This is a genomic window from Klebsiella scottii (assembly GCF_036561945.1).
Lineage (GTDB): Bacteria > Pseudomonadota > Gammaproteobacteria > Enterobacterales > Enterobacteriaceae > Klebsiella > Klebsiella scottii.
Genome location: NZ_JARXNI010000018.1, coordinates 80,941 through 98,647, shown reverse-complemented (window position 1 = coordinate 98,647; position 17,707 = coordinate 80,941). Strand labels below are relative to the sequence as shown.

Here is a 17,707-nt window from a genome sequence, read left to right as displayed (position 1 = left end):
GCTATCCGGCCCGCAAGATTACTCTTCGCCAGTGAACCCGGCGCGGTTGAGCAGGAACTGCGACAGCAGCGCCACCGGACGACCGGTCGCGCCTTTGGCTTTACCCGAACGCCATGCGGTGCCGGCGATATCGAGGTGCGCCCAGTTGTACTTGCGGGTGAAGCGCGACAGGAAGCAGCCGGCGGTAATAGCCCCGCCAGGACGGCCGCCGATGTTGGCCATATCCGCAAAGTTAGACTCCAGTTGATCCTGGAACTCGTCGCCCAGCGGCAGACGCCACGCGCGGTCGCCCGCCAGTTCAGATGCGCCAATCAGCTCATGGGCCAGCGGATTGTGGTTCGACATCAGGCCGGTGATATGGTGCCCCAGGGCAATCACGCAGGCGCCGGTCAGCGTCGCCACGTCAATGACCGCTTCCGGTTCGAAGCGCTCTACGTAGGTCAGGACGTCGCAGAGCACCAGGCGGCCTTCGGCATCGGTATTCAGCACCTCAACCGTCTGGCCGGACATCGTGGTCAGAACGTCGCCTGGGCGATAGGCGCGGCCGCCGGGCATGTTTTCACAGCCCGCCAGTACGCCGATGACGTTCAGCGGCAGCTGCAGCTCGGCCACCATGCGCATGACGCCGTACACCGCCGCCGCGCCGCACATGTCGTACTTCATCTCGTCCATGCCTTCGGCAGGCTTGATGGAGATACCGCCGGAGTCGAACGTCAGGCCTTTACCGACCAGCACGATCGGTCGCGCGTCTTCCGACGGGTTGCCTTTGTACTCAATCACCGACATCAGCGATTCGTTCTGCGAACCGTTGCCGACCGCAAGGTAAGAGTTCATCCCCAGCTCGCGCATCTGCTGTTCGCCGATCACGCGGGTGATGACGTTTTTGCTGTAAGTATCCGCCAGCTGGCGCGCCTGCGAGGCCAGATAGGCCGCGTTGCAGATGTTCGGCGGCATGTTGCCGAGATCTTTTGCCGCTTTGATCCCTGAGGCGATGGCCAGGCCGTGCTGGATTGCGCGCTCGCCGCTGGTCAGCTCGCGGCGGGTTGGCACGTTGAAGACCATTTTACGCAGCGGACGACGCGGCTCGCTCTTGTTGGTCTTCAGCTGATCGAAGCTGTACAGCGTCTCTTTGGCGGTCTCAACGGCCTGGCGAACTTTCCAGTAGTTGTTACGTCCTTTGACATGCAGCTCGGTCAGAAAACAAACCGCTTCCATCGACCCGGTATCATTCAGGGTATTAATGGTTTTTTGGATCACCTGCTTGTACTGGCGCTCATCCAGCTCGCGCTCTTTGCCACATCCAATCAGCAGAATGCGCTCTGACAGAATATTTGGCACATGGTGGAGCAGCAGCGTCTGGCCTGGCTTACCTTCCAGTTCACCGCGACGCAGCAGGGCGCTGATATAGCCGTCACTGATTTTATCGAGTTGTTCGGCAATGGGGGAGAGGCGACGCGGTTCGAAGACGCCGACCACGATACAGGCACTCCGCTGCTTCTCCGGGCTACCGCTTTTTACACTGAACTCCATGCACTACGCTCCTGAATCTTAAAGACAACGACGGTGGCTACGGATAGAATTGAAAGCTTTCGTAACTCATGTCCGCTGTTGTGGTGACTTCGTGTTAATCTTAACGTTATTACGGCCTTGGTTCGTCAGAAAAAAACCTGATACGCAGAACCGATGAGTCATTTAATCTTAGCGATGTTTTCGACGACCAAAGAGAATAAATGACGTTTAAGCCATGAAACAAGCAATTTTCCTGCAATAAGACGGGTTTTTACGGGCGTATTTATAGTGATAATCATAAGATATCTGGTTCGTGAGACGCTGAAAAGCCAGTTGGCGATCCTATTCATCCTGTTACTCATTTTCTTTTGTCAGAAACTGGTCAGGATCCTCGGCGCTGCGGTAGATGGCGAAATCCCGACAAATCTGGTGCTCTCGCTGTTAGGGCTGGGCATTCCGGAGATGGCGCAGCTGATCCTGCCCCTGAGCCTGTTCCTCGGGCTGCTGATGACGCTGGGCAAACTCTATACTGAAAGCGAAATCACGGTGATGCACGCCTGCGGCCTGAGCAAAGCGGTACTGGTGAAGGCGGCGATGATCCTCGCGCTGTTCACCGGCGCAGTCGCGGCGGTAAACGTGATGTGGGCGGGGCCGTGGTCGTCCCGTCATCAGGATGAAGTGCTGTCGGAAGCTAAAGCTAACCCCGGCATGGCCGCGCTGGCCCAGGGCCAGTTCCAGCAGGCCAGCGACGGTAGCGCGGTGCTGTTTATTGAAAGCGTTAACGGCAAGCGTTTCCAGGACGTATTCCTTGCGCAGCTGCGGCCGAAAGGCAACGCCCGTCCGTCGGTGGTGGTCGCCGATTCAGGCGAACTCTCGCAGCAGAAAGACGGCTCGCAGGTGGTGACCATGAATCAGGGTACCCGCTTTGAGGGCACCGCGATGCTGCGCGATTTCCGCATCACCGATTTCAAAAACTATCAGGCGATTGTCGGCCACCAGGCGGTGACGTCGGATCCCGATGACACCGAACAGATGGATATGCGCACGCTGTGGCATACCCAGACCGATCGCGCTCGCGCCGAGCTGCACTGGCGCTTCACGCTGGTGGCGACCGTCTTTATCATGGCGCTGATGGTGGTTCCGCTGAGCGTCGTCAACCCGCGCCAGGGCCGCGTGCTGTCGATGCTGCCGGCAATGCTGCTTTACCTGGTCTTCTTCCTGCTGCAAACCTCGATTAAGTCGAACGGCGGCAAAGGTAAAATGGACCCGATGATCTGGATGTGGGGCATCAACCTGCTCTATTTCGCGCTGGCGGTGCTGTTGAACCTGTGGGATACGGTGCCAATGCGTCGCTTCCGTGCCCGTTTTAACAAAGGAGCGGCGTGATGCAGGCGTTTGGCGTACTTGACCGTTACATCGGTAAGACGATTTTCAACACCATCATGATGACGCTGTTCATGCTGGTTTCGCTGTCGGGCATTATCAAGTTTGTCGATCAGCTGAAAAAAGCCGGGCAGGGCAGCTACGATGCGCTGGGCGCCGGGCTATATACCCTTCTCAGCGTGCCGAAAGATGTGCAGATATTCTTCCCGATGGCGGCGCTGCTCGGGGCGCTGCTTGGCCTCGGCGCGCTGGCGCAGCGCAGCGAGCTGGTGGTGATGCAGGCCTCCGGCTTCACTCGTTTGCAGGTGGCGCTGGCGGTGATGAAAACCGCTATCCCGCTGGTTCTGCTGACGATGGCGATGGGGGAATGGGTTGCGCCGCAGGGCGAGCAGATGGCGCGTAACTACCGCGCTCAGCAGATGTACGGCGGCTCGCTGCTTTCAACTCAGCAGGGCCTGTGGGCGAAAGACGGCCACAATTTTGTCTATATCGAACGGGTGAAGGGCAACGATGAGCTGGGCGGCGTGAGCATCTACGCCTTCAACGATGCGCGGCGCCTGCAGTCGGTCCGCTACGCCGCGTCGGCGAAATTCGATAGCGAGAATAAGGTCTGGCGCCTGTCGCAGGTCGATGAGTCCAACCTGACCGACCCGAAACAGATCACCGGTTCGCAGATGGTCAGCGGCACCTGGAATACCAAACTGACGCCGGATAAGCTGGGCGTGGTGGCGCTGGATCCCGACGCGCTGTCGATTAGCGGCCTGCATAACTACGTCACCTATCTGAAGTCCAGCGGTCAGGACCCTGGCCGCTACCAGCTCAATATGTGGAGCAAGATCTTCCAGCCGCTGTCGGTGGCGGTAATGATGCTGATGGCGCTGTCGTTTATCTTTGGTCCGCTGCGTAGCGTGGCGATGGGCGTGAGGGTGGTCACCGGGATCAGCTTCGGCTTTATCTTCTACGTGCTGGACCAGATTTTTGGCCCGCTGACCCTGGTCTACGGCATTCCGCCGATCATCGGCGCGCTGCTGCCGAGCGCCAGCTTCTTCCTGATAAGCCTCTGGCTGATGATGAGAAAAAGCTAGCGCGCCTCCCCCTCTCCGGTGCGGAGAGGGGGACATTAACCTAACGTTTTCGCCCGCCGAGTAAGCTTCCCAGCATCCCTCTCACTATCTGATTCGTCACCTGACGCACCGCGCTTTTGGCCGCCGTTTGCACAATACCGTCGCGCTTGCCGCCGCGTGGGCCGGTGGTACCAAACAGAATATCCTTCAGGCCGCCGAGCAGTCCGTCGTCGTCGCTGCTCTGCTGGCCTTTGGCCGGCGGCGCGTCCTGCTGCTCGGTGGTGGCCTGCACCCCTTTTTGCAGCATTTCAAACGCCGACTCGCGATCGACCTCCTCCTCATATTTTCCGTACAGCGCGGAGTGGTTAATCAGCCCGTTACGCTCATCGTCCGTGACCGGCCCCATCCGCGAGCAGGGGGCGATAACCATCGCGCGCTCTACCACCGAAGGGCTGCCCTTTTCGTCGAGGAACGAAACCAGCGCCTCGCCGGTGCCCAGCTCCTGAATGGCCTGTTCGGTACTGAACGCCGGATTGGCGCGCATGGTTTGCGCCGCCGTTTTTACCGCCTTCTGATCCTTCGGCGTGAAGGCGCGCAGGGCGTGCTGCACGCGGTTACCCAGCTGGCCGAGCACCGCGTCGGGGATATCCGCCGGGTTTTGCGAAACGAAGTAAACCCCCACCGCCTTGGAGCGGATCAGGCGGATAACCTGTTCGATTTTATCGAGTAAAACCTGCGGCGCATCGTTAAACAGCAGGTGCGCTTCGTCGAAGAAAAAGACCAGCTTCGGTTTGTCCAGATCGCCGGCTTCCGGCAGGCGCTCGTAGAGTTCCGAGAGCATCCACAGCAGGCTGGCCGCGTACAGCTTCGGCATCTGATACAGCTTTTCGGCGCTGAGGATATTAATCACCCCTTTGCCGTTGGCATCAACGCGCATCCAGTCCGCGATATCCAGCATCGGCTCGCCGAAGAAGTGCTCGGCCCCCTGCTGCTCAAGCGTCAGCAGGCCGCGCTGGATCGCTCCCACCGAGGCGCTGCTGATGTTGCCGTACTGGTTCTGGAAGGTTTTCGCGTTATCGCCGATGTACTGGGTAATGGCGCGCAGATCTTTAAAGTCGAGCAGCAGCAGGCCGCGATCGTCGGCAATGCGGAAAATGATATTCAGCACCCCGGACTGGACCTCGTTGAGGTTCAGCAGGCGCGCCAGCAGCAGCGGCCCGAGGTCGGAGACCGTGGCGCGAAGCGGGTGGCCCTTCTCGCCGAAAATATCCCACACCACCACCGGGTTAGCGTGCGGCTGCCAGTCGGTGACGCCGATTTTGTCCAGCCGCGCCTGCAGCTTTTCGCTGCTCTGGCCCTCCTCGGCAATACCGGTGAGGTCGCCTTTCACGTCGGCCATAAATACCGGTACGCCGATTTCGGAAAATGACTCCGCCAGCTTTTGCAGGGTGACGGTTTTACCGGTACCGGTGGCCCCGGTGATCAGGCCGTGACGGTTGGCCATTCCGGGAAGTAGATGCAGCTGTTTTTCCAGCGTACGCGCAATCAGCAGGGGTGAGCTCATGGTCGATTCCTCCATTTATCCTGCGTCGATTATAGGCAGACTCGTCGCAAAGAGGTGAGAGGAATCGACACTTTACCCCGGCGCGGGCGTCGGTTTTCTTCAGGCGCAGCGCTGCTGAAGCAGCGCGATGCTCTGCTCCACCTCACGACGGATGTCGTCTTCGCGCCAGTTCGCCAGCTCCGGCGCAAACGGCTCGAAGGCGTAAACCCCCCGATAGCCGCGCGCTTCCAGATTTTTGACCTGCTCGCAGGTTTCCAGCCTGTCGCCAGGCGTCAGCATGATGCGCTCATCGTCGGTCAGCTGGTCGCGCGGGCGGCTATCCTCGACGCCGGAGAGATGGACCAGGCCGATGGCGTCGATCTCCAGCTGGCTAAACTCCTCATCCGCCTGCGGGTAGAGATGGTGGTGGAACGTATCGATCAGCAGCTTAAACGGCACGCGGGCATCGTGAATAAGCGTTTGCGCCTGCGCCGCCGAACGCAGCGAGCTTTGCGGAAAGCCCAGCGGCTCAACCAGCCCCTGGATGCCGTAAAAAGAGAACAGCGGCGCCAGCTCGCGAAGCGCGCTCAGCGTCTCGTCGGTGGACACCGCGCTGCCGTCGTTGAGCGGGCAGAGTACCAGCGATTTCGCGCCAACGGCCTGCGCCTCCTTCAGCAGGGATTCGGTCAGGCTGCGCACCTCCGGCGTACGGCAGTTGAAGGGATAAACCGCATTGATGGTCAGAATCTCAATGTGGTAGCGCTCTGCCAGTTCGCGCACCTGGCGGGCGCTGAGGTCGTCCGTCACCTTTCCGCCGGGTAAATCATTGCGCAGCTCGACTTTGTTCAGCCCGAGGCTATGCACCAGGCGAAAGAAGGACTCGATATTCAGCGAAGGGGCGATCTTGCGATTAATACAGAAGCGGTGCTGGGCAATAGCCATTTTACTCTCCGGGAACAGGATGAAGTAGGTTCGTTCGATTACCTACTAGTCAAAACGTTTATTTCAAAATTGGCAATGAGTGAAATGGTGATTATTTGAGCTGCCTCGCAAAATAGCGTGCGCTAAAGAGCCGATGCGCGTCCGGTCAAAAGGCCGCAGCGTCTGTTGCCGGGCGATCGCGCTTTGTTGCCGGAACAGAAGCGTTATTGCTGAAAATTGCGACCATCATCACCAAATTAGAATTTCATTTTATATCCATGTTGAAATATACATTTCATTTTACTACGGTTATAGCACAGCAAAATCGGAGATGGGCCGCAGCGTTGGCCTTCCACACCATGAGGCGAGAACATGACGATCACAGGAAACTTTATTGGCGGGCAGACCGTTACCAGCAGCAGCAATGAAACGATGCCGGTGTTTGACCCGGCGACGGGAAAAGTGGTGCGCGAAGTCACGCTCTCCACCGCCCAGGAGGTCTCTGACGCCATTCAGGTCGCGCGCGACGCGTTTGAAAGCTGGTCGCGTACCACGCCGCTGCGCCGCGCCCGGGTGCTGTTCAACTTTAAAATGCTGCTGGAACAACATGCCGATGAGCTGGCGGGGATCATCGTTAGCGAGCACGGTAAGGTGTGGTCGGATGCGCTGGGCGAGCTGACCCGCGGCCTGGAAGTGGTCGAGTTTGCCTGCGGGATCCCGCACCTGATTAAAGGCGAGTATTCCTCCGACGTCGGTACCGGCGTGGATAGCTATTCCCTGATGCAGCCGCTGGGCGTGGTGGCGGGGATTACGCCGTTTAACTTCCCGGCAATGGTGCCGATGTGGATGTTCCCGCTCGCGCTGGCCTGCGGCAACAGCTTTATCCTCAAGCCTCCCGCGCTGGCGCCTACCGCTGCGGTGCGCCTTGCTGAACTGCTAAAAGAAGCGGGCCTGCCGGATGGCGTCTTTAACGTGATTCACTGCAGCAACGAAGACGCCGGGCAGCTCTACACCGATCCGCGGATTGCGGCGGTCAGCTTCGTGGGCTCTTCCGGCGTGGCGGAGCACATCTACAAAACCGCCAGCGCTCACGGCAAGCGGGTGCAGGCGTTCGGCGCGGCGAAAAACCATGCGATCGTGATGCCGGATGCGGACCTGGATGCCACGGTGAACGCGATTATGGGCGGCGCGTTTGGGTCGGCGGGTGAACGCTGCATGGCGCTGCCGGTGGTGGTCGCCGTTGGCGATGCAACGGCGGATAAGCTGATTGCGCGCCTGCAGCCGCTGGTGCAGGCGCTGAAGGTCGGCCCTGGCTGCATGCGCGGTAAAGAAGAGAACGAAATGGGCCCGGTGGTTTCCGACAGCCATCAGAAAAAAGTGCTGGGCTATATTGATAAGGGCGTCAGCGAAGGCGCGAAGCTGGTCGTCGACGGCCGTAAGCCGCGGGTGGCGGGTTATGATGAAGGCTACTACGTCGGCGGGACGCTGTTTGATAACGTGACGCCGGAGATGACCATCTGGCGGGAAGAGATTTTCGGGCCGGTGCTGGGAATTGTGCGCGTCGCCGACTATCACAGCGCGCTGGAGCTGGTGAACAGCCACGAGTTTGGCAACGGTAGCGCCGTCTTTACCAGCAGCGGTCACACCGCGCGTGAATTCGTGCACGACGTGCAGGCCGGGATGGTCGGGGTCAACGTGCCGGTGCCGGTACCGATGGCGTTCCACAGCTTTGGCGGCTGGAAGCGCTCCGTCTTTGGCGCCCTGAACGTACACGGGCCGGACGGCGTTCGTTTCTACACGCGCATGAAAACCGCCACCGTCCGCTGGCCGGAAGGGCAGCAAACCGTATCTGAATTCAGCATGCCGACTTTAGGCTAATCGGCGAAGGAGAGCGCCATGTCGTTACTGGCTAAATCGCAAAAAGAGGGGCAGATCCAGCATATTACGCCGCAAAGCGCCGGCTGGCGCTATATCGGCTTTGACGTCTGGATGCTGAAGAAAGGACAAAGCGTGACGCTGGAAAGCGGCGAGCGCGAGCTGTGCCTGGTGCTGGTCGCCGGGCTGGCATCGGTCAAAACGACGAAGGCCGATTTCCCGGACCTCGGCCAGCGGATGTCGCCGTTTGAGCGCACGCCGCCGTGGTCGGTCTACGTACCGCCGCAGGATAAAGTCGAGGTCACCGCCGATTCCGATCTGGAGCTGGCGGTATGCAGCGCGCCGGGTAAGGGGAGCTTCCCGGCGCGGGTGATTCGCCCGCAGGAGGTTGGCGTTGAGCATCGCGGGAAAGGGCGCAACCAGCGCCGGGTGCATAATATTCTGCCGGATAGCGCGCAGGCTGACTGCCTGCTGGTGGTCGAGGTCTACACCGATGAGGGGGCCACCAGCTCGTGGCCGTCGCATAAGCACGATACCGCGCTGCCGGGTCGGGAGACCCAGCTGGAAGAGACCTACTATCACCGCTTCGACCCGCCGCAGGGGTTTGCCTTCCAGCGCGTCTATACCGATGATCGCAGCCTGGATGCCTGCATGGCGCCTTACAACCACGACGTGGTGATGGTGCCGCGCGGCTATCATCCGGTGGCGGCGATCGCCGGCTATGACAGCTATTATCTGAACGTGATGGCCGGGCCGGATCGCCGGTGGCTGTTTAGCTGGGAAGAGGATCACGCGTGGATCAATAGTCCCGACTATCCTCGCCACGACTGATACGCTATGAACGCTATGCAGGGCCGGTTAGATTTTCTAACCGGCCTTTTTTCTTGCCGAAGCCTTCCCGGTCGCGCTGCCTGAGCGGGGCGACGAGGCGTGCGGCAGTAGCCCGGAGAAGGCGCTGACGCCGCAATCCGGGGGAGGGAAGAAGGATCGGTCGTTGTTGCCCGGACGGGCGCGGGCGCCGCCTCCGGGGAGGCGGGGCATCAGGCCTGCTGGGCCTGCGGCTCTTTGCTGCTGTTGAGGGCCAGCGAAACCGCCAGCGTTTGGGCGAGACACAGCGAAGCAACCTGCGAGCGGAACCCGTCAACCTGGGCTTCGCGCACTACGAAGCAGACGTCGCTAAATGCCGCGAGCGGGCTGACCTGGCTGTCGGTGATGGCGATTTGCCGCGCCTTGCGCTGAGCGCCCAGCTCAACCAGCTCAACCACTTCGCGGGCGTAAGGCGAGAAGCTGACCGCCACCACCACATCTTTTGGGCCGACCAGGCTCAGCTGCTCGGTAAACATGCCGCCGAGCCCGTCAATCAGGAAGGCCTTACGATCGAGATGGCGCAGGGCGTAGGTCAGATAGGAGGCGACGCTAAACGAGCGGCGCAGGCCGATAACGTAGATATTCTCCGCTTCCGCCAGCAGGGCCACCGCGCGCTCAAGATCGTCGCCCGAGGTCTGCATGGCAAGCTGCTGCAGTGCCTGGGTATTGACCATGGTAAACATATTGAGAATTTCGGTCGGCGTTTCCGGCGGCGAGCTCTCATCGTTGGTGGTCTGGCGGAACAGGCGCGCGCGCTCGGTATAGTTGGCGGTCTCTTCCATCAGATGCTGTCTGAACATCTGCTTCATTTCGTTAAAGCCGCTGAAGCCAAAAGCATTAGCGAAACGAATCAGGGTTGATGGCGGAACGTCGGCCTGCTGGGCGATAGACGCGACGGTATCGAAAGCCACGCTATTGCTGTTATCCAGAATATAGCGCGCCACCTGTTTTAAGCGTTTGCTTAACGTATCGTAGCGACGCCTGATCTCATCCTGCAGGATGGTAAGTTGGGTTGGATTATTGGCCATAAGTTGCGCTCTGATGAAATGAAAGAAATATAACTTCCAGTGTACCAAATGAAGCGAATTTTTCATTTTTTGCGATGAAATACGCGATTCATTTCACGAAGAAATCGAAAAAGCCCGCTCCGGAGGGGGAAGGTGCGGGCTGAAGAGGATTAGCGGCGGGCTTCGCGCCAGTAGCCGATAAGCGCCAGGTAGTTGCGTTTCACCTCATCGATCAACGCCTCATCGCTAAGCTCACCCTGCATCCAGCGGCGCGAAGGCTGACCAAAGATGGTGCGGCCGACGGCAAAGCCTTTGATGATAGGGTGATTCGCGGCTTCGGCGAATCCGGCGCGCAGGCGATCGGGGGATGCGTCGAGGCCAAGGATCAGGATCCCGCGGCACAGGCTATCTTCGCGTGCGATCAGCGCGGCGATCTTCTCCCAGTTCGCGCTGGAGAGCGGCGGCAGCTTCCACCAGTCGGGCTGGATACCGAGCTGGTAAAAATGTTCCAGCATGGCGTAATAGTGGCGCTCGTCCTTATCCGGCCCGCTCTCCGGCAGGATCACTTCCAGCAGCAGCTCGTGCCCGGACTTATTGCAGGCCTGCCAGACCTCCAGCAGCAGCGCATCCTGCTCGGCGCGCAGCGCCGCCGGGTCGGCCGGATGATAGAAGACCAGGCACTTAACCACCTGTTCCAGCGGCCAGTCGATCAGCTGAGAGCCGATATTCCCGTGCTCAAGACGCAGCGGGCGCGAACCCGGCAGCTCGATTGGCCGCCCGATCCACCAGCCTTTGCCGGTAATGGCGTTCAGCGCGCGCTGGCCGTAGGTGCCATCGGCGAGGATACCGCTGCGCCGATCGAGCCCCGCCTCCTGCGCCGCGGCTTTGGCGGCGGCCAGCAGCAGCAGTTTGAGCTGAGGGATGCAGGCCGCATCGCGGCCGGTTTCCTGCACCAGCTCCGCCAGCTGCTTGCGGTGGTCAAAGGCGAAAATGCACAGCTCGGGCCACTGCTGGCGGCGGCTGGTCACCCGATGCAGATGGTTCAGCCGCGCGTCGAGATCCGGACGCGGGACCGATTCCGCGCGCAGCAGATAGTCATCCAGCTCAACCTTGGTCGGCATCGCCGGCGCGCAGCCGTGGCGTGAGACAACCAGCGCCCCGCAGGCGTTAGCGTAGCGGCAGGCCTGCTCCCAGCCCTCGTCGTTCAGCCAGCCGCGCAACAGGCCGGACATAAAGGCATCGCCGGCGCCCAGCACGTTGAGCACCTCCACCCGCACGCCCTGCTGCAGCGGCACGCTGTCCCAGCCGTCGGGGATCTCGCCTTCCAGCACCACGCAGCCCATCGGACCGCGCTTGCACACCAGGGTGGCTTTGGTGGCGTGGCGGACGTTTTTCAGCGCCGTCAGCGTATCGGTGCTGCCGCCGGCAATATGAAACTCTTCTTCTGTACCGACCACTAAATCGAACAGATGTAGCACTTCCTGCAGCTGACGGGTGACTGAACCGGAAGCAATGAAACGCGTTTCACCATCGCCGGGCGAGGTTAATCCCCACAGCACCGGGCGATAGTCGATATCCAACGCCGTCCGCAGGCCGTGGCGACGGGCGTACTCCAGCGCTTTCAGCACCGCTGCGCGGGTATTGGCATGTGAAAGGTGCGTACCGGTGATCGCCAGCGCCCGGGAGGAGGCGATGTACTCTTCCTTAATATCTTCCGGCGTCAGCGCCATGTCGGCGCAGTTGTCGCGGTAAAAAATCAGCGGAAAGGTTTCCTGATCTTTAATCCCCAGCATCACCAGCGCGGTGAGACGCTGCTGGTCGGTGATCAGATATTCGGTATCGACCCCGGCACGGCTTAACGTTTCACGTAAAAAGCGGCCATTGTGCTCATCACCCACGCGGGCAAGCATCGCCGATTTTAAGCCCTGAATGGCGGTGCCAAAGGCCACGTTGCCGGAGGAGCCGCCCAGATATTTAGAGAAACTGGCGACGTCTTCCAGCCTTGCGCCAATCTGCTGGGCATAGAGGTCGACAGCCACCCGGCCAATACAGATGACGTCGAGCCGCTTTACTGCTGCATTCATAGCTAGGGTTTCCTTTTGCATGTCTGCTGTACGGAAGGGTCGATATCGACGAGGTCTCCACAAACAGCCTGAGGGTGAACGATTCCCCTTAGTTTGAGAAATAAATATTTCATTTGCAAATTGGATCGAAATTAAAAAACCAAAAGTGTGAGGGATCTACCACTCTGCGGCGCCGGGCCCCATTATACAAAGGATCGCCAGCGCTGGCTGCTCCCGCGTGAAAAATAGCGAATGATAAACATCTTTATACCTGATTTTTAAAAGGATATTTGCATTTTGCATGGCGTAAGATGGGAGGCGGATTGCGCGCCGATGTCGATGAAACGGATGAAATGCGCTGAGAGTTTGATCCTTCTCGCAAAATGAAATATTTTTTCTGTATTTATGTTTAATGAAAAAAATGTTTGCCTATAATCCAACAGTATTCCAGTGGCCGTTAACGATTTCCCTCTACCTTTTCCGGTATTGCCGCAGGGGCTAAAGCGCTAACCCACACACAAATACTGAACAATAAGGATTGTGCAACATGGGCAAACTGAGACTGACAATGGCGCAGGCGCTGGTGAAGTTCCTTGATAACCAGTATCTGGAAGTCGATGGCGAAGAGCATAAATTCGTTAAAGGTATTTTTGCCATCTTCGGCCACGGCAACGTGCTGGGGCTGGGTCAGGCGCTGGAGCAGGACAGTGGCGAAATGCGGGTATTCCAGGGGCGTAACGAGCAGGGGATGGCGCACGCGGCGACCGGCTTTGCCAGGCAGTCTCTGCGCCGGCAGATCATCGCCTGCACCTCTTCCGTAGGGCCCGGCGCCGCCAACATGATTACCGCCGCGGCTACCGCGACCGCCAACCGTATTCCTCTCCTGCTGCTGCCCGGCGACGTGTTTGCTACCCGCCAGCCTGACCCCGTTCTGCAGCAGGTTGAACAGAGCTATGACCTGAGCATCAGCACCAACGACGCGTTTCGCGCGGTGAGTAAATACTGGGACCGTATTACGCGTCCGGAGCAGCTGATGAGCGCCTGCATTAACGCGATGCGCGTCCTGACCGACCCGGCAGAGACCGGCGCCGTCACCCTCTGTCTGCCGCAGGATGTTCAGGGCGAAGCCTGGGATTATCCGCCCGCTTTCTTTGCCCGACGCGTGCATCGGCTCGACCGTCGCCCGGCCAGCGCCGCGCAGCTGGCGGATGCGCTGGCGGCGATTAAGGCCAGCCGCAAGCCGCTGATTATCTGCGGCGGCGGGGTGAAATACGCCGGCGCTGGCGAGGCGCTCTCCCGCTTTGCCGAACGCTACGGCATCCCCTTTGCGGAAACGCAGGCCGGGAAAGGCTCGGTGGTCTCTTCCCATCCGCTGAACGTTGGCGGGGTGGGCGAAACCGGCTGCCTCGCGGCCAACCTGCTGGCGAAAGAAGCTGATTTAGTGATTGGCGTCGGTACCCGCTTCAGCGATTTCACCACCGCCTCAAAATGGCTTTTCCAGCACCCCGGCGTGCGCTTCCTCAACGTCAACGTTAGCAACTTTGACGCCTGGAAGCTCGACGGGATCCCGCTGCTGGCCGATGCCCGCGAAGCGCTTACCGCGCTGGACGGCGCGCTGGCAGGCGAGTCCTGGCAGGCGGCATGGGGAGCGCAGATCGACAGCGTTCAGAGCCGTCAGCTGAAAGAGACCCAGCGCGTCTATCAGGCGGTATGGCAGGAGGAGTCTTTCGTCCCGGAAATTGACGATCGTCTGGATCGCGATGCGGTGTACCGCGAATTCCGCCAGATCACGGATTCAACCTTAACGCAGTGCAGCGTGCTGGGCGTGCTGAATGAAACGCTGGCCTCCGACGCGGTGATCGTGGCGGCGGCGGGCAGCCTGCCCGGCGATCTGCAGCGCGTCTGGCGCAACCGGGCGATCAACACCTACCACGTTGAGTACGGCTACTCCTGCATGGGCTACGAGGTGAATGCCGCGCTGGGGGTGAAGCTGGCGCAGCCGCAGAGCGAGGTCTATTCGCTGGTGGGCGATGGCTCATTCATGATGCTGCACTCCGAGCTGGTCACCTCTTTACAGGAGCGCGCCAAGATCAACATCGTGCTGCTCGACAACATGGCCAACGGCTGTATTAACAACCTGCAGATCGAGCACGGTATGGACAGCTTCGGCACCGAGTTCCGCTACCGCTCGGCGGAGAGCGGGCGGCTGCAGGGCGGCCTGGTGCCGGTCGATTTCGCGACCATCGCCGCGGGCTACGGCTGCAAAACCTGGCGCGTCACCACCCTTGATGAACTGCGCCAGGCGCTGGACGCCGCGCGTCGCGAAACGGTCAGTACGCTGATTGATATTAAAGTGCTGCCAAAAACCATGGTGCATAAGTACGGCAGCTGGTGGAACGTCGGCGTGGCCCAGACGGCGCTCTCCGAACGGATCCGCAAAGTCGCAGAACAGATAAATGAAAAACGCGCCGAGGCGCGGGATTACTAAAACAGAACACCCACCCTGAACCCTACAGAACCGCGGGAGAACACAATTATGTCACTCAGATTAGGCGTTATCGGCGCAGGTGCCATTGGTAAAGAGCATATTCGTCGCTGCACGCAGGTATTACAGGGGGCCACGGTGGTGGCCGTTTCGGACATCAATGCCGACAACGCGCGGGCGGCGGTTGCGTTGCCTGGCGTTCACGCCGAAGTCTACACCGACGGTCACGACGTGATTAACGCCAGCGACGTTGACGCTATCCTGGTGACGTCTTGGGACCCGACCCACGAAGAATATACCCTCGCGGCGATCGCCGCCGGCAAGCCGGTATTCTGCGAAAAGCCGCTGGCGATGAGCGCGGAAGGCTGCCGCCGCATTGTCGATGCCGAAATAAAAGCCGGCCGTCGGCTGGTGCAGGTCGGCTTTATGCGCCCGTACGATGAAGGCTATCTGGCGCTGAAAAAAGTGATTGATGACGGCGACATCGGCGCGCCGCTGATGCTGAAGTGCGCGCACCGTAACCAGAGCGTCGGCGAGAACTACACCACCGATATGGCGATCACCAACACCCTGATCCACGAGCTGGACGTGCTGCGCTGGCTGCTTAACGACGACTATCGCTCGGTGCAGGTTCGCTTCCCGCGCGCGACTTCCCACACCCACGCCCGGCTAAAAGACCCGCAGATCGTCTCGTTTGAAACCAAAAAAGGCACCCTGATCGACGTCGAGGTTTTCGTCAACTGCCAGTACGGCTACGACATCCAGTGTGAAGTCGTGGGTGAAACCGGGATTGCGCGCCTGCCGGAGCCGTCGGCGGTGCAGATGCGCAAAGCGGCCAATCTGTCGACCCCGATCCTGACCGACTGGAAAGATCGCTTTATCAAAGCCTACGACGTCGAGCTGCAGGCCTTTATCAACGACGTTCAGGCCGGCAGGCTGCAGGGCCCGTCGGCGTGGGATGGCTATGCGGCGTCCGTCGCGGCCGACGCCTGCCTGCAGGCGCAGGAAAGCGCTGAGCCGGTAGCGGTCGCGCTGCCGGAATGCCCGGCGTTCTACCAGCGCTAAGCGGGACCTCGTCTCCGGAACCTCTGCAAACAGGACTCGACGATGAAAATTGCCTTTGATGTGGATGTGATTAAAGACCTCGGGATTAGCGCGATGGTGCATCAGGTGGCGGAGTGGGGCTACCGCTATATTGAGCAGTCGCCGCACCCGCAGATTAACCCGTTTTATAAGCACCCGCGCGCCGGTCGCGAAGTGATTGCCGAGTACAAGCAGGCGCTGCGCGACACCGGCGTTGAGCTCTCTTCATTCATCTGCGTTTATCGCTGGTCGGGGCCGGATGAAGCGCGTCGTCAGGCGGCGGTAAAAAACTGGAAGCGGCTGATCGAAGTCGCGGTGGAGATGGGCGTCCAGGTGATCAACACCGAGTTCTCCGGCGATCCCAACCAGCCGGAAATCTGCGAAGAGATGTTCTATCGCTCGATGGAAGAGCTGCTGCCGATCTTTGAACGCGAAGGCATTCGCGTCGAGATCCAGGCGCATCCGTGGGACTTCTGCGAAGAGAACAATGAAACCGTCGATATCGTGAAGTCGTTCCGCAGCGAAAACGTGAAGTACGTGTACAGCGTGCCGCACACCTTCTTCTATGACAAAGGGAAAGGCGACGTGGAGAAGATGCTGCGCTACGCCGGCGGCGATCTCTCCCACGTACTGATTGCCGATACCCGCAACCATACCAGGCACTGCCGTTACATCGTCAACCCGCCGGGCGTTGATGCCGCCGTGCACCAGCACGTGGGCGTCGGCGAAGGGGACGTTGATTTCAACGCGCTGTTCCGCACGCTGCGCGAGATGAAATTTGCCGAACGGACGTTCAAAGTCGGCGGCGAGCCGATTGTGGCCGCCTCCCTGTTCGGCTACCCGGAAAAGATGAAGTACCAGGCAGTGGAAACCCGTGAACTCATCGAACGTGAATTGCTGCGTCGTTAAGACGCGGCGGCAGGAGCAACCTAATGAACAAAGATAATATCAAACTGGCCATCGCTCCGATCGGCTGGACTAACGACGATATGCCGGAGCTGGGCGGCGAAAATACCTTCCAGCAGATCGTCAGCGAAATGGCGCTGGCGGGCTTCAGCGGCAGCGAAGTCGGCAGTAAATACCCCCGCGATCCGGCGGTGCTGCAGCCGATGCTGGCGATCCGCGGCATCCAGATCTGTAACGCCTGGTTTAGCACCTTTTTTGCCGACGGGCAGCGCGAAAAAACCATTGATGAATTCGTTAACCATATGAATTTCCTCCATGCGATGGGGGCGAAGGTGATCGGCTGCTCCGAGCAGAGCGGCAGCATTCAGGGGCTGGACAAGCCGATTCTGGCCGACGCTAAGCCGTGCTTTAGCGAAGAGCAGTGGCAGCGGGTTGCCGAGGGCTACAACACCTTGGGCCGTCTGGCCGCTGAAAAAGGGATGCAGGTTTGCCTGCACCACCACATGGGCACCGGCGTTCAAACGACGGAAGAGATCGATAAATTTATGTCGCTGGTGGATGACGGCGTCTTCCTGCTGTACGACACCGGCCATGCCTGGTACTCCGAAGGCGGCGAAGAGCCGATGCTGGCGATCCTCAAAAAATATCTGCCGCGGATCAACCATGTGCACCTGAAGGACGTGCGCCCGGCGGTGATTGAGCAGGTGCGTCGCGACGGGCTTTCATTCCTCGACGGCGTGAAAAAGGGCACCTTTACCGTCCCTGGCGACGGCGCGATCGATTTCCGTCCGGTATTTAAGCTGCTGGATGATTTTGGCTACAAGGGCTGGATGGTGGTGGAAGCCGAGCAGGATCCGGCGCTGGCTAACCCCTTTGAATATGCGCTGAAAGCGCGGAAATATATTCGCGAAACGGCAGGAATCTAATCGTTGTTTCCCTTTCAGGCCATGCGGCAGCGTGGCCTGCTTTTTCCAGGCGCTACGCGCTAATCAGATACACAC

The 17,707-nt window shown here is 59.8% G+C and carries 13 protein-coding genes; 8 read left to right on the top strand and 5 right to left on the bottom strand.

Translation table 11 applies throughout. The annotated features are described in order from the left end of the window. Positions 1-18: 18 nt before the first annotated feature. Complete coding sequence (gene pepA / locus QFI97_RS02355; RefSeq protein ID WP_095104273.1) at positions 19-1,530, bottom strand: leucyl aminopeptidase; 1,512 nt, start codon at positions 1,528-1,530, stop codon at positions 19-21. A gap of 267 nt (positions 1,531-1,797) precedes the next feature. On the opposite strand from pepA, the gene lptF reads away from it, so the two are divergent. Together lptF and lptG are read left to right on the top strand one after the other, a co-directional pair. Beyond that, on the top strand, positions 1,798-2,895 hold the full coding sequence (gene lptF, locus QFI97_RS02350; RefSeq protein ID WP_095104271.1) for an LPS export ABC transporter permease LptF: 1,098 nt from the start codon (positions 1,798-1,800) through the stop codon (positions 2,893-2,895). Beyond that, on the top strand, positions 2,895-3,977 hold the full coding sequence (gene lptG, locus QFI97_RS02345) for an LPS export ABC transporter permease LptG (protein WP_095104269.1): 1,083 nt from the start codon (positions 2,895-2,897) through the stop codon (positions 3,975-3,977). The genes lptF and lptG overlap by 1 nt, the downstream gene beginning before the upstream one ends. Positions 3,978-4,017: 40 nt before the next feature. Here the strand turns inward: lptG and QFI97_RS02340 are convergent, their stop codons facing one another. Together QFI97_RS02340 and QFI97_RS02335 are read right to left on the bottom strand one after the other, a co-directional pair. Continuing rightward, positions 4,018-5,520, bottom strand: coding sequence for a helicase HerA-like C-terminal domain-containing protein (locus QFI97_RS02340; protein ID WP_346430519.1), 1,503 nt, complete (start codon positions 5,518-5,520; stop codon positions 4,018-4,020). A 99-nt stretch (positions 5,521-5,619) separates the two neighbouring features. Continuing rightward, positions 5,620-6,441, bottom strand: a complete 822-nt coding sequence (locus tag QFI97_RS02335; RefSeq protein WP_095104265.1) for a TIM barrel protein — start codon at positions 6,439-6,441, stop codon at positions 5,620-5,622. Positions 6,442-6,792: 351 nt separating this feature from the next. Between QFI97_RS02335 and QFI97_RS02330 the strand changes: the two genes are divergently transcribed. Continuing rightward, a complete protein-coding gene (locus tag QFI97_RS02330; protein WP_095104263.1) occupies positions 6,793-8,298 on the top strand; it encodes a CoA-acylating methylmalonate-semialdehyde dehydrogenase in 1,506 nt (501 codons plus the stop codon). 18 nt (positions 8,299-8,316) lie between these two features. Then, entirely contained in the window at positions 8,317-9,126 is an 810-nt protein-coding gene (iolB, locus tag QFI97_RS02325) for a 5-deoxy-glucuronate isomerase (protein ID WP_159237536.1), read from the top strand. 209 nt (positions 9,127-9,335) lie between these two features. Here the strand turns inward: iolB and QFI97_RS02320 are convergent, their stop codons facing one another. Together QFI97_RS02320 and QFI97_RS02315 are read right to left on the bottom strand one after the other, a co-directional pair. Next, the gene (locus tag QFI97_RS02320) at positions 9,336-10,190 is read right to left on the bottom strand and encodes a MurR/RpiR family transcriptional regulator (RefSeq protein ID WP_095104259.1); all 855 of its coding nucleotides are present in this window, start codon (positions 10,188-10,190) and stop codon (positions 9,336-9,338) included. Positions 10,191-10,339: 149 nt separating this feature from the next. Then, positions 10,340-12,253, bottom strand: coding sequence for a bifunctional 5-dehydro-2-deoxygluconokinase/5-dehydro-2-deoxyphosphogluconate aldolase (locus QFI97_RS02315; RefSeq protein ID WP_346430518.1), 1,914 nt, complete (start codon positions 12,251-12,253; stop codon positions 10,340-10,342). 526 nt (positions 12,254-12,779) lie between these two features. On the opposite strand from QFI97_RS02315, the gene iolD reads away from it, so the two are divergent. Genes iolD through iolE form a run of 4 tightly spaced genes read left to right on the top strand, consistent with a single transcriptional unit; the run spans position 12,780 to position 17,632 of the window. Further along, complete coding sequence (iolD, locus tag QFI97_RS02310; protein ID WP_095104255.1) at positions 12,780-14,720, top strand: 3D-(3,5/4)-trihydroxycyclohexane-1,2-dione acylhydrolase (decyclizing); 1,941 nt, start codon at positions 12,780-12,782, stop codon at positions 14,718-14,720. A 48-nt stretch (positions 14,721-14,768) separates the two neighbouring features. Beyond that, positions 14,769-15,782, top strand: a complete 1,014-nt coding sequence (gene iolG, locus QFI97_RS02305; RefSeq protein WP_346430517.1) for a bifunctional inositol 2-dehydrogenase/D-chiro-inositol 1-dehydrogenase — start codon at positions 14,769-14,771, stop codon at positions 15,780-15,782. Between the two features lie 42 nt (positions 15,783-15,824). Further along, on the top strand, positions 15,825-16,709 hold the full coding sequence (locus QFI97_RS02300; RefSeq protein WP_095104251.1) for a sugar phosphate isomerase/epimerase family protein: 885 nt from the start codon (positions 15,825-15,827) through the stop codon (positions 16,707-16,709). Positions 16,710-16,732: 23 nt separating this feature from the next. Next, the gene (gene iolE / locus QFI97_RS02295) at positions 16,733-17,632 is read left to right on the top strand and encodes a myo-inosose-2 dehydratase (protein WP_095104249.1); all 900 of its coding nucleotides are present in this window, start codon (positions 16,733-16,735) and stop codon (positions 17,630-17,632) included. Positions 17,633-17,707: the final 75 nt, after the last annotated feature.

Excerpts from the sequence above, each read along its gene's own strand:
- pepA (WP_095104273.1), bottom strand. The coding sequence starts at position 1,530 with ATGGAGTTCAGTGTAAAAAGCGGTAGCCCGGAGAAGCAGCGGAGTGCC.
- lptG (WP_095104269.1), top strand. The coding sequence starts at position 2,895 with ATGCAGGCGTTTGGCGTACTTGACCGTTACATCGGTAAGACGATTTTC.
- QFI97_RS02340 (WP_346430519.1), bottom strand. The coding sequence starts at position 5,520 with ATGAGCTCACCCCTGCTGATTGCGCGTACGCTGGAAAAACAGCTGCAT.
- QFI97_RS02335 (WP_095104265.1), bottom strand. The coding sequence starts at position 6,441 with ATGGCTATTGCCCAGCACCGCTTCTGTATTAATCGCAAGATCGCCCCT.
- QFI97_RS02330 (WP_095104263.1), top strand. The coding sequence starts at position 6,793 with ATGACGATCACAGGAAACTTTATTGGCGGGCAGACCGTTACCAGCAGC.
- iolB (WP_159237536.1), top strand. The coding sequence starts at position 8,317 with ATGTCGTTACTGGCTAAATCGCAAAAAGAGGGGCAGATCCAGCATATT.
- QFI97_RS02320 (WP_095104259.1), bottom strand. The coding sequence starts at position 10,190 with ATGGCCAATAATCCAACCCAACTTACCATCCTGCAGGATGAGATCAGG.
- QFI97_RS02315 (WP_346430518.1), bottom strand. The coding sequence starts at position 12,253 with ATGAATGCAGCAGTAAAGCGGCTCGACGTCATCTGTATTGGCCGGGTG.
- iolD (WP_095104255.1), top strand. The coding sequence starts at position 12,780 with ATGGGCAAACTGAGACTGACAATGGCGCAGGCGCTGGTGAAGTTCCTT.
- iolG (WP_346430517.1), top strand. The coding sequence starts at position 14,769 with ATGTCACTCAGATTAGGCGTTATCGGCGCAGGTGCCATTGGTAAAGAG.
- QFI97_RS02300 (WP_095104251.1), top strand. The coding sequence starts at position 15,825 with ATGAAAATTGCCTTTGATGTGGATGTGATTAAAGACCTCGGGATTAGC.
- iolE (WP_095104249.1), top strand. The coding sequence starts at position 16,733 with ATGAACAAAGATAATATCAAACTGGCCATCGCTCCGATCGGCTGGACT.